Annotated in this window: 9 protein-coding genes; all 9 read right to left on the bottom strand. The window is 43.6% G+C overall.

Going from position 1 to position 12,458, the window contains the following annotated elements; genetic code table 11:
• Positions 1–109 precede the first annotated feature (109 nt).
• Positions 110–1,264, bottom strand: coding sequence for a cell division protein FtsZ (gene ftsZ, locus ACZ444_RS06795; RefSeq protein WP_382357200.1), 1,155 nt, complete (start codon positions 1,262–1,264; stop codon positions 110–112).
• 103 nt (positions 1,265–1,367) lie between these two features.
• Positions 1,368–2,651, bottom strand: coding sequence for a cell division protein FtsA (ftsA, locus tag ACZ444_RS06790; RefSeq protein WP_382357199.1), 1,284 nt, complete (start codon positions 2,649–2,651; stop codon positions 1,368–1,370).
• Between the two features lie 223 nt (positions 2,652–2,874).
• Complete coding sequence (locus tag ACZ444_RS06785; protein ID WP_464433754.1) at positions 2,875–3,720, bottom strand: cell division protein FtsQ/DivIB; 846 nt, start codon at positions 3,718–3,720, stop codon at positions 2,875–2,877.
• A 173-nt stretch (positions 3,721–3,893) separates the two neighbouring features.
• Positions 3,894–5,006, bottom strand: a complete 1,113-nt coding sequence (gene spoVE, locus ACZ444_RS06780) for a stage V sporulation protein E (protein ID WP_382357197.1) — start codon at positions 5,004–5,006, stop codon at positions 3,894–3,896.
• 106 nt (positions 5,007–5,112) lie between these two features.
• Entirely contained in the window at positions 5,113–6,462 is a 1,350-nt protein-coding gene (murD, locus tag ACZ444_RS06775; RefSeq protein ID WP_382357196.1) for a UDP-N-acetylmuramoyl-L-alanine--D-glutamate ligase, read from the bottom strand.
• A complete protein-coding gene (mraY, locus tag ACZ444_RS06770; RefSeq protein WP_382357361.1) occupies positions 6,459–7,424 on the bottom strand; it encodes a phospho-N-acetylmuramoyl-pentapeptide-transferase in 966 nt (321 codons plus the stop codon). Before mraY ends, murD begins: the two co-directional genes overlap by 4 nt.
• 60 nt (positions 7,425–7,484) lie before the next feature.
• On the bottom strand, positions 7,485–8,849 hold the full coding sequence (locus ACZ444_RS06765) for a UDP-N-acetylmuramoyl-tripeptide--D-alanyl-D-alanine ligase (RefSeq protein WP_382357195.1): 1,365 nt from the start codon (positions 8,847–8,849) through the stop codon (positions 7,485–7,487).
• Positions 8,849–10,330, bottom strand: a complete 1,482-nt coding sequence (locus ACZ444_RS06760) for a UDP-N-acetylmuramoyl-L-alanyl-D-glutamate--2,6-diaminopimelate ligase (RefSeq protein WP_382357194.1) — start codon at positions 10,328–10,330, stop codon at positions 8,849–8,851. Before ACZ444_RS06760 ends, ACZ444_RS06765 begins: the two co-directional genes overlap by 1 nt.
• A 147-nt stretch (positions 10,331–10,477) precedes the next feature.
• The gene (locus ACZ444_RS06755) at positions 10,478–12,412 is read right to left on the bottom strand and encodes a stage V sporulation protein D (RefSeq protein ID WP_382357193.1); all 1,935 of its coding nucleotides are present in this window, start codon (positions 12,410–12,412) and stop codon (positions 10,478–10,480) included.
• Positions 12,413–12,458: the final 46 nt, after the last annotated feature.

Below are 12,458 nucleotides of genomic sequence, written 5' to 3'. Positions count from 1 at the left end.
ATCAGTAATTTCATTTCCAGGAGGTACTTTTAGAGATCAATAAAAAAGCAATCAGATCTGATCTGATTGCTTTTTTATCAGGGTATTCCTTTTCGGGACAGAAACGTTCCTATCTGTTACGATTCCGGTTGCGTAAGAAGGCAGGAATGTCCAATTCATCATCTTGGTTATTTGGACGGCTCTGCTGATTCTGCCGCTGATTATTTCCCTGCTCACGGGATGGCTGGGATGACTCATCAGAAGATTTTGTTGCGGCATGCTGATTATGGTTAATAACCGGACGCTGACGAGGCCTGTCATCCTCTTGCTGGTTTTCCTGAAAGCCCGTTGCCACAACGGTTACAATAAGTTCATCTTTTAGATTTTCGTTAATCACTGAACCGAAGATAACATTAACTTCATTATCTGCAGCTGATGTCACCAGGTCGGCAGCCTCCTGGACTTCATAAAGGCTTAAATTAACGCCGCCTGTAATGTTCATCAGAATGCCGCTGGCTCCATCGACGGATGTCTCCAAAAGCGGTGATGAAATAGCCTTCTTGGCAGCATCTTCAGCTCTATTTTCGCCTGTTGCAATTCCAATGCCCATCAATGCAGACCCTTTATCAAGCATAATCGTTTTCACGTCAGCAAAGTCAACATTGATGAGTCCAGGCTTGGCAATTAGATCCGATATACCCTGGACACCCTGGCGCAGTATGTTGTCAGCTTCACGGAACGCCTCCAGCATTGGCGTATTTTTATCAACAATTTCCAGCAGACGGTCATTCGGAATAACAATGAGTGTATCGACACTTGCCTTTAACGAATCGATACCAGAGCTTGCCTGTGTCGACCTTCTTTTGCCTTCAAACGTGAATGGCCGAGTGACCACACCTACTGTCAAAGCTCCAACTTCCTTGGCAATATTAGCAATGATAGGGGCAGCACCTGTACCTGTACCGCCGCCCATGCCAGCTGTTACGAAGACCATATCAGCACCCTGCAGCGCCTCTTCCAGCTGTTCTTTATTTTCTTCAGCAGCCTTTCTGCCCACTTCCGGATCAGCGCCGGCGCCTAACCCGCGTGTCAGTTTTCCGCCGACTTGTAATTTTGTTTCTGCTTTTGACAGATCTAAAGCCTGGGCGTCAGTATTAACGGCAATGAAATCAACGCCTTCTACACCATGTTCAATCATACGGTTAACAGCATTGCTTCCGCCACCGCCAGCACCTATAACTTTTATTGTTGCTAATTGATCCATATTCGTTTCAAACTCTAACATACATCCGTTCCTCCTAAATGCTGAATTGCATCACATTAAATACTGTCATTGCTGGATGAGCACACCTGAATACAGATTTTCATAGACTCATAACTTTCATTTGTTAATCAAAGAAATACTTAAATAGATTTGCAATACCCGATTTCTTTTTCTTCTTCGGTTCAGCTGGTGCATCTGAGCCACCTGTGTTTCGTGCCCGTTTTGGTTTAGGTTCATCCTGACTGGCCGCCACAGGAGGCAATAATTCTTTTCCTTGTATTTTCGCATTATGATACGCAAATTGCAAGATACCTACGCCTGCCGTGAATTGCGGTTCTCTTACACCTATATAGTCAGGAATAGCAACCCGGACATTAGCCTGAAACAAATCCTGAGCCAGTTCCATGACACCTGGCATTTTCATGGTATCACCTGTCAGAACATAGCCTCCAGGCAATTGCTGGTAACCCATGCGACGTATTTCGCGTTCAGCATAGGCATAGATTTCCTCCAGTCTGGCTTCAATCATATCGGCGATCTGCAGCTGGTTAAATGTCTCTTTATGATTACTGCCGATAATGGTCACATCAAACGTTTCATCTTCTCGGGCATCATCATAAAAAGCATGTCCATAGTTCAGTTTTATGTCTTCAGCATCTTCCGTCGATGTCTTTAGGCCAATAGACAAGTCTTTGGTAATGTTGTCGCCCCCCAAAGGAACGACACTTGTCCCTGCCAAATAGCCATTTTCAAAGATGGAAACTGTCGTAGAACCACCGCCCATATCAATTAAGGTGACACCGAGATTTTTCTCATCTTTGGACAAGGCCACTGTTCCCGCAGCGAGTGTCTGCAAGCAAATATCAGAAACATTCAGCCCTGCGCGTTCCACACATTTCAAGAGATTATGCAAGACGGTTTTGGAACAGGTGATTATAGTTCCTTCCATTTCCAGTCTGACACCAATCATCCCGCGCGGATCAGTTATTTCATCTAGTCCATCGACAATAAACTGTTTCGGGATCACATCAATAATTTCACGTTCCGGTGGTATTGAAACAACCTGGGCTCCATCGATCACCCGTTGAATGTCGTCATCACCTATTTCGCGATTTTCGCTCTGAACAGCTACAACACCATGGCATGACTGCAGTTGAATGTGACTGCCGCTGACACCAACGACCACACTGTCAATATGCATGCCAACCATTCGTTCTGCCTGTTCTATTGCACTGCGTATCGAATAAACTGTTTCATCAATGTCAACAATCGCACCTTTTTTCAGTCCATTTGATCCAGCTGTCCCCACACCAATAATATTCAGGGAATCATGCAGCACTTCACCAATAATCACTTTTATTTTTGATGTACCTATATCAAGACTCACTAGTATTTCACCGTTGTTCAAAGAAAGGCACCTCCTGGTTCAAAAGCATCTGACCTATCACTGCAATGACGTTGTTTAAAGCACACTTGCGTTTTAATCAGATGGTTTCTCAGTTTAGCTATATAAGCCTGTAGTCTATTATTTTAAACGAATACATGTGAAATGAAAATATATATTAATCATTTCTAGAGAAAAACAGCAAAAACCTTGTATTTTCTTGATTTTTATTCAGGATTCACACCTATTAAGTGCTGTTATCCGAATTATTATCGGATATCTCAGCATTATGCTCTGAATCAAACTTCTCAAAGTAGACACCTTCGCCTATATGTATAATTCCTTCATCACTGGCTGATTCCAGCTGCTGAACAATCGACGGATAAACGCGCATGTTGTCAGCAAAATGTCTGATCGTGCTGTCAACTGTGTAGCCATCATTCATAAACAGAGTAATTTTATCCTGATTGTTATCAGTTGGCTGCCAGTGGATTTCAGATATCAGGTTAAGAATCGCTGCGGGTAATTCGCCCAATTCTTTTGCCATTTGCTGTAAATGATCTTCTTCGGTAAAATCAATTAAAAACGGCACATTTCCACCGATAGACGTTTGGTCTGTATCCTGTAGAAGCTTGCCATTTCCTGAAATGGGAATCTGTTCATTATCGCGTTTGACAGAGCCAACAAAGTTTACTTCAGTAACCTTAATATCAACGGTCCATGGCAAATCGCGATTGACTTCAGCCTCTTGAATAACCGGATTTTCCTGGAGTTTTTCGCGGGCATCTGTCTTGTCAACCGTCCATATATTTGTTCCGGTTTGAATACCAGATATGTCAATCACCTTACTTTCTTCCACTATCGAATTGCCGGAAGCATTTATTGTTTTGATATCACTGAGCGGTGATTGCAAGTAGACAATGACGGCAATTAAAATAAAAAAAAGTGACAAATAGAAGATAAGACGGCGATTGGCTTTCTTTTTACGTTCCTGTTTCAATGTGGGAATACGATCTTCAATTGAAACGACATTTTTTTTGCCCATCCAGTTTCGTCCCTTATTTTCATAATCAAATTCTAATACCATAATCATGTTAAAATCCCAGTTCAAACGGGATTTGCTACAGTCATACACTATTCATAATAACCAGAAAAAAAGGCATCTGCTTGTGCCTTTTTATACGTGCATATCTGATTATATCATATATTTCGTTAATATAACCAATAAACTTTTTTCCAATTAAACTGTTTTTCTGCTGAATCCATCTACATTCTGGCGTGCCGGCTGATATTTAATAAAATGCCCGCTGAACAAAGGGTCAATACCAGTGATGACCCGCCGTAACTTAAGAAAGGAAGCGTAATACCAGTCACGGGAATCAGCCCGATAACAACGCTGATGTTAATCATAACCTGTATGGATAGCATCGAAACAATGCCAAGTGCCAAAAACTTCCCATGGGCATCTGGTGCTTCCAGTCCAGCTTTGATGCCACGCCAGAATAATAGAGCGAACAAAACAAGGACAAAGGTTCCACCCAGAAACCCTAATTCTTCGCCAATAATTGAGAAAATAAAATCCGTTTGGGGTTCGGGCAGATAAAAATACTTTTGAATACTGTCACCCAGACCAAGTCCCATTAAACCGCCGGGTCCGATGGCATATAATGATTGGATAATCTGGAACCCGTCCCCTAAAGGGTCCTCCCACGGATTGATAAAGGCTGTGACCCGGCTCAGCCGATAAGGGGCCGAGACAATCAGCAGAATAAAGCCAGCCAGTCCTATGAGACCAAGTCCCAAAAAATGCAGCAGCCTGGCACCAGCAGCATAAATCATGACCATGCATGTCCCGACCAGCACAATCCCTGTACCGAGATCCGGCTGCAGCATAATAAGGCCAAATGCTGTGAATACTAGAATTAGCGAAGGGAAAAAGCCTTTTTTAAACGATGTAATATACTTTTGCCGCGAAGATAAAAAAACAGCCAAATAAATAATCAGACCGAGTTTCATAAACTCTGCAGGCTGTATACTGAAAGCACCAACACCAATCCAGCTCCGCGCCCCGCCTCGTATCATACCAATTCCTGGGATCAGAACAGCCAGTAATAATATAAAACAAACAAGCAAAATAACGCTGCTATATTTTTTCCAGGTACTGTAAGGAATCATCATAAATACAAACATCCCGATAATGCCGACAGCTGAAAACAGAAGCTGGCGTTTAAGATAAAAATACGGGTCATCAAATTTATAATCTGTCCATACATAAGACGAACTGTAAACCATTACAATACCAATCAGCAACAATAAAAAAATAATCCCGAGCAGTGCGTAGTCAGGTTTGTTTTTGGAGGAAAAAAGTTGGCGAAACAAAAAAACACCCCGTTTCCACATAATTGGATGGAGGGGCTGTCTTAGCTGCTTATCATGTGATTGGCCACAAAAGGAAACTGGCCTTTCTATTTATGTAAACAAGCCCCTACACTAATGTATGCACGGCTTGTATAAACATGTTACCTCTTTCAGCAAATGTCTGATACTGATCCCAGCTGGCACAAGCTGGTGAAAGTAAAATAACGTCATTATCTTTTGACAGATTATAAGCTTGCTTAACGGCATCCGCCATTGTATAAACGTTTTCTATACTGTCTACACCCGCTTCTGCCGCAGTTCGCGCTAATTTATCCTGCGTCTCACCTATCAGGACCATCCCTTTGACATTTTTTAGGTAAGGCTTCAAATCATCAAATTCGTTGCCGCGGTCAAGACCGCCAGCAATCAGAATCACAGGCTGCGTAAAGGCGTTTAATGCCTTCTGTGTCGCAAGCAGATTCGTTGCCTTAGAGTCATTATAAAATAATCGGTTGTTTAGATTTGTCACAAACTGAAGCCGGTGTCTCACCCCAGCAAACGTTGTCAGGACATCCGCAATTGCCTCGTTAGAAGCACCGCTCAGCTTGGCAGCACAGATAGCAGCAAGAATGTTTTCCAGGTTATGATCACCCGCCAGGGCTATATGACGCTTTGCGATAATTTCTTCATTTTTGTAGTAAATACTTGTCTCATCGGCCCAAGCTCCTTCATTAAGCCGTTTAGTTAAAGAGAAAGGAATTTTGACCGATTCAGCAGACATGACAGCTTCTGCGACAACAGCGTTATCAGCATTATACACTAAATAATCATCAGTTGTCTGATTAATAAAAATCCTGCTCTTGGCATTTTTATAATTCTCAAATGTCTTATGGTAATCAAGATGCGCCTCAAAAATATTTAAAAGCACCGCTATTTTAGGTTTAAATCTGTTAATCCCCAGCAACTGAAACGATGATAATTCCAGAACCAATTTTTCATCTTTTTCAAGTGCTTGAGCTGCTTCTGAGGCAGCATACCCAATATTACCGGCAGCTTTAACAGGTTGATGGCCTTTTTGCAGCATCTCCGCTGTAAGCGTCGTGGTCGTTGTCTTGCCATTGGAACCAGTGATCCCGATGATATCAGTATCAGCCAGGCTTCCGGCAAGCTCAATTTCCGTCATGATCGGGATACCCCGGCTAGAGGCCTCCTGCAACAGTGGCATATCATAAGTGATCCCAGGATTTTTAATGATGGCATCAATACCATCCAGAACCTCTAGAGGATGTGAACCTGTTATAACCTCAGCTCCCATTGCTGTCAATTCCTGAACCACCGGATCATCCAGTGCTGTATGTTTATCGTTAACACGCACATGCTTTTCGTTTTGCAGTAATAGCCTGGCGGCAGCCGTTCCGCTCTTCGCCAAGCCCAATACAAGTATATGACTGTAAGGGAAATTTTTTAACTCTTTCAACCTATCCACACCTCAATATATATACCGAGCGCTGCAAAAATCAGACCAATCATCCAAAAAGTGGTCACAACGCGCCATTCTGACCACCCCAGTAACTCATAATGATGATGCAGCGGACTCATTTTAAAAATTCGCTTTCCAGTTATCTTAAACGACAGAACTTGAAGAATGACTGACAGCGTCTCGATAACAAACACGCCGCCTACAATCACTAAAATGATTTCCAGCTTCGTTAAAATCGCAATAGCGGCCAGACCACCGCCTAGGGCAAGTGAGCCTGTATCCCCCATAAATACTTTGGCAGGATGGGCGTTAAAGACTAAAAAGCCCAATAGAGCGCCAACTGCTGCTAATGCAAAGATGGCGATCTCGTTTTGCGGGATCCCATACCAGGCCAGTATCCCAAAAGCCCCAAACGCAATCGCTGCCGTACCTGCAAGCAGTCCATCGAGTCCATCCGTTAAATTAACGGCATTGGATGCCCCAACGAGCATCACTATGGTCAAGAGCGCATAGCCCCAGCCAAGATCCCACTGGACAGAGGTGCCCGGAATTTGAATGTAGGTAGCATAATCATTCATATGTAAAATAAAATAAAAGACAAGTGCTATCACAATTTGTCCTATCATTTTCTGTTTTGACGTCAGACCCAGGTTTCGCTTCATCGCGACTTTAATGAAATCATCCAGAAACCCGAGAAATCCGTAACCGGCCATCACAAAAATAAGCAGCCACGTTTCATAGCCAATCGAGCTACTGGATTTACCGACCATAATAAGCGATGTGACAGCAACACTGATAACAATCATAACACCGCCCATCGTAGGCGTACCGTCTTTCTTCAGATGTGACTGGGGTCCTTCGTCCCTAATGCTCTGACCAAACTTCAAACGCCGTAAAAAGGGAATGAAAATCGGTGACAGAAGGACGGTGATCAAAAATGATATCGCAATTGTCATCATTAATACATAGATACTCACTGTTTCTCCTCCTCTTGCAGCAACCGTCCATAGTTTTTTCGTTCATTCACTGAAATGGTCAACCAAAACTTCAAATTGCATGCCTCGTGACGCTTTGAACAAGATGAGCACACCATCTCTGGCATACGCCGCAACAGCATTCTCAAGCGTTTCTTTTGAAGCAGCATGCCGGCAATCAATTGATGGATAGCGCTGCTTGACAGCTGAGGAAATCTCACCGGCATGGTTTCCTATTGTAAAGACAGCAGTGACAGAAGAATCAATGCTGTCTGCCACTGAACGGTGCAGCTGTTTGGATCTGTCGCCAAGTTCAAACATATCACCCAGAATGAGCACTTTTTCATTGAAGCCTCTCAGATGTCTGACAACGTTGATACTTGCTCTCATAGACGTCGGTGAGGCATTATATGCATCGTTAATTAGAGAAGAACCATTTCTGCCGTTTATTAATTCAAACCGCATAGATGTCTTCTCCGGTGCCGACAGACCCTGTTTAATTTTCGCATGGTTTATGTTGAGCAGTTTGCCAATCGTAACCGCAAATGCTGCATTCAGCGCATGATGCCTGCCGAGCAGCGGGGTACTGTAGTCACAATCACCGGACAGCTGAAACCATGTCGAGTTGATTGTTACATTTACCGCTTTGATTATGACGTCATTGCTGTCACCAAAACCGCACGCCAGAACATGAGGCTTGTCGTGAACACTGTTTAACAGCTCCTCATCACCATCAATCAATAAACAACCTTGATCTGTCATGCCTTGAACAATTTCGAGCTTGGCTTCAGCAATGCCTTCTCTTGAACCTAAGTATTCAATATGTGACTCACCAATATTTGTGATGACAGCATAATCAGGTTTAGCTATGTGACTAAGTGCAGCGATTTCACCTGCATGATTCATACCCATTTCCGTCACGACTACTTCGGTATCGGCCGGCATGGATAAAATCGTCAGCGGGACACCAATCTGGTTGTTCAGGTTACCTTCCGTATAGTGGGTTTTAAACGATGTCCGGATAATTGAGGCAAGTAAATCTTTTGTTGTTGTCTTGCCATTTGACCCGGTTACAGCAATAACTTCAGGTTTCACCAGGTCCCGATATGCTGTTGCAAGCTGTTGCAGAGCAATCAAGGTGTTTTCCACGTAAAAAACAGGGAAATCATCCGGTAAAGCAATGGGCAGCTGTTTATTTTTTTGCCACAGTACTGCGACAGCGCCATTACTGACAGCCTGCTCCACATAATCATGGCCGTCAAAACGATCGCCGGTTAAAGGAACAAACAAAGCGTTCTCAGTTTGCTTTCGGCTGTCGGTCGTCACCTCCAGAATCGCAATTGCCGTCTTGAATGCTTCTTTGCCCTGGCCAGTCATAGTCTCTGCAAGCCACTCTGTTGTAAACAGCATCATTGATCCTCCTTCAGATTCCGGCTCTGAATCGCTTCCTGTGCCACTTCGCGGTCGTCGAAATGATGCTGAGTATGATGGATTTCCTGATACGTTTCATGCCCTTTTCCGGCAATCAAGATAATGTCGCCTGTTTCTCCCTGATTAACGGCGCGGGATATAGCTTCCCGCCGATTTTCGATTATGACATAATTATCTGTCTGACACCCGGCAGCCATGTCATCCAAAATCGCCAGTGGAGCTTCCGTACGCGGATTATCGGATGTGAAGATAGCCTGATCCGCGTACTTAAGGGCAATCGATGCCATTACTGGCCGTTTTGCCTTGTCACGATCACCGCCGCAGCCAACAACGGCATAGACGTTATGTTTAGTAAAGCCTCGAATCGTTTGCAGCACGTTCTCTAATGAATCAGGCGTATGAGCATAGTCGACAATAACGGCATAATCCTGATCCCCGTCAACTGGTTCAAATCGGCCACTCACACCTGACATTTGATCAAGTGCCTTTTTAATAACCGCAAGCGGTATTCCAGCACTTATGGCAGCAGCACTTGCCGCCAGCATATTATACACATTGAATTGACCGATCAGGCTGCTGTTAATTAGCACAGAACCAGCCGGTGTGTTTAAGGTAAATGTGGTTTTCATTACATCTAAATAAATATTGTCCGCTCTTACCTGTGCATCAACTCCGCAGCCGTACGTTAAAATATGCTGAGCTGTGCTTTTCTTCAAAAAGCCGCTGTGAGCATCATCCTCATTTATAACAGCAAACTTTTTTTGGTTGCTGTTATAAGTATTCCCTAACTGGGCAAACAAAAGACTTTTGGCATGTAAATAATCATTCATATCGTGGTGATAGTCCAGATGATCCTGTGAGAGGTTTGTAAACACAGCTATATCAAAATCGCAACCGTGAACCCTTCCCATATCCAAAGCATGGGAGGACACCTCCATGATAGCTGTTTCAACGTGTTCATCAACCATGTCCTGAAATGTTTTTTGTAACGAGAGCGCATCAGGCGTTGTATTATCGACAGGATAAGCATTATCTCCAATTTTCTTTTGAATGGTTCCAATGACACCTGTTTTCTTTTCAAATTCTTTAAAGATCGACTCCAGCAAATAAGTGACCGTCGTTTTGCCATTCGTTCCAGTAACACCAATAAGCGGGATTTGCTGTGTAGGATACCCATAAAATCTGACAGCCATTTTAGCCATTATCCGGGATGTATCGGCCACCTGGATAACCGGAACAGAGGCTGTCACTTCTTTTTCTGAAAGAATTGCAGAGGCCCCCTGCTTCACAGCTTCTTCCACAAAATCATGACCATCAACTGTATAGCCTGTGATACAAACAAACAGACTTCCTTCTGTAACCTGTCTGGAATCAGCCTTAACTGTATTAATGTCGATTTCGCTTATATCACCGTCTGCATAATAAAACGGCAATACCTCAAGTAAATCCTGTAATTTCATACCAAACACCCTATTCTGAACTGCATTCGTAAGCAGTAACCGGTACACACCGGTTACTGTCTTCTGAAGTTAACATTTCTCGTTATCAGCAGGATGAATACCTGCACTGAATAAGTTCCACCTTATTATAGCAAAAAAACGAGCGGTTCACGATGCATTTTTGTCAGATAGATAAATTCTAATTTTTTCTCCTTTTTCAACTTTTGTACCCGGGTTTGGTTCCTGATCGACAATATAGTCCCCCGAACCGCTCGTTTCAATCGATAAGTTTGTCTGGTATTCCATCAATTCATGTTTATCGATGCCTATCAGATCCGGCACTTCAACTTTGGGTTCATCCGGCCAAGTATACTCTTTTTCTGGTCCCTCATCACGTGGTTCTACATCCATCTCTCTTAAGCTGTCACCAATAATATTGCCCACGATCGGTGCTGAAACAACACCGCCAAATTGAGAGGTGTCTTTCGGATTATCCACCGCTACATAGACAACGATTTCCGGATCATCAGCTGGTGCGAATCCCATAAAGGAGACAATATAGTTATTTGCCAAGTAATTGCCATCAGGACCTACTTTCTGAGCAGTACCGGTTTTACCGCCAACACGGTAGTCATCAACATAGGCAGAACGGCCAGTTCCCTCAGCAACAACCGTTTCAAGTGTTTTTCGCACCTCTTTCGATGTATCCTTAGAAATAATATTTTCTTTTAATACAGGTTCCTCTTCCTCCACGACTTCTTCCGTTTGTGGATCGAGCCATTTTTCTGCTATATGGGGCTCATATAATTTACCGCCATTGACCGCTGCGGAAACAGCCATCACCTGCTGAATTGGCGTTACCGAAACGCCCTGACCAAATGACGTTGTAGCCAGTTCAATCTGCCCAATATTATCGGGGTCAAATAGAATGCCATTTCCCTCTCCTCGCAAATCAACGCCTGTTTTCTTTCCAAACCCGAAATCATCAATATAGCTGAATAATCTTTCCTTGCCAAGGTCGAGTCCCATTTGGACAAATCCGGGGTTACAGGAATTCTGTACAACTTCGAGATACGACTGGCGTCCGTGCCCGCCGCTTTTCCAGCAATGCAGCTGTGTCCCATCGACAGAAATAGCGCCATCATCATAGAATTCGTCTTCATCTAGGTCAACGACATTTTCTTCAAGCGCCGAGGCCAGCGTAATAATTTTAAATGTGGATCCTGGCTCGTAAGTTTTCCATATCGGCAAATTGCGGTCATATATTTCCGGATCAGTATTTTGATAATTCTCCGGGTCAAAATTAGGCCGTGTCGCCATTCCCAATACCCCGCCGTTATCAGGGTCCACTGCAATGGCCAGAGCACCATCCGGATCATATTCTGAGACAGCAAGATCCAGTTCCCGCTCCATAATCGTCTGGACGCTAGAGTCGATTGTTGTTTTCAGGTCCATACCATCTTCTGGCGCTTGATAATCATCTGCTATTTGATCGAGTTTCTGGCCTTTGGCATCTGAATAAAATGATAAACTGCCTGATTCACCATCAAGCTTGTCATTATAATACTGTTCCAGCCCCATCAATCCCTGGTTATCGATACCAGCAAATCCCAGCACATGAGATAAATAATCGTCATAAGGATAATGACGCTTCGAATCTTTTGCTAAGTAGATCCCGTCTAAATTCAATGTTCTGAAAGCTTCTTCCTGTTCATCGCTTATTTTTCTTCCGTCCGGGTGCACTCTTGTATAAACAGCATCCTTGGTTACATAGTCGTAGGCATCCTGTTCGGAGATACCAAGTATATCAGCCATTTCCTCTGCTGTGTTCTGTGGATGTTTGATTTGTTTCGGAACGACAATCACGGAAGGGGCGGTCACATTTTCCGCTAATACATCACCATGCCTGTCCAGGATGTTTCCGCGTTCCGGCTCAAACGTGATATCCCGGCTCCATGATTCATCGGCAAGTTCCATCAGGTCATCTCCCAAAACAAATTGCACATAGCCAAGACGGACAGAAATAATCGTGAACATTAGCAAACCAGCAAGAAAAACGAAAATCATACGTTTCCTTACCGTTACAGACGATACACGCTTCATGATCAAACCCCTTTTCGTATTCATAGGTAGGCTTGTATTACAGTAT

Source organism: Lentibacillus kimchii (genome assembly GCF_055381965.1).
Note: the sequence above shows the minus strand (reverse complement) of the source record. Positions and strands in the feature narration are given on the sequence as shown.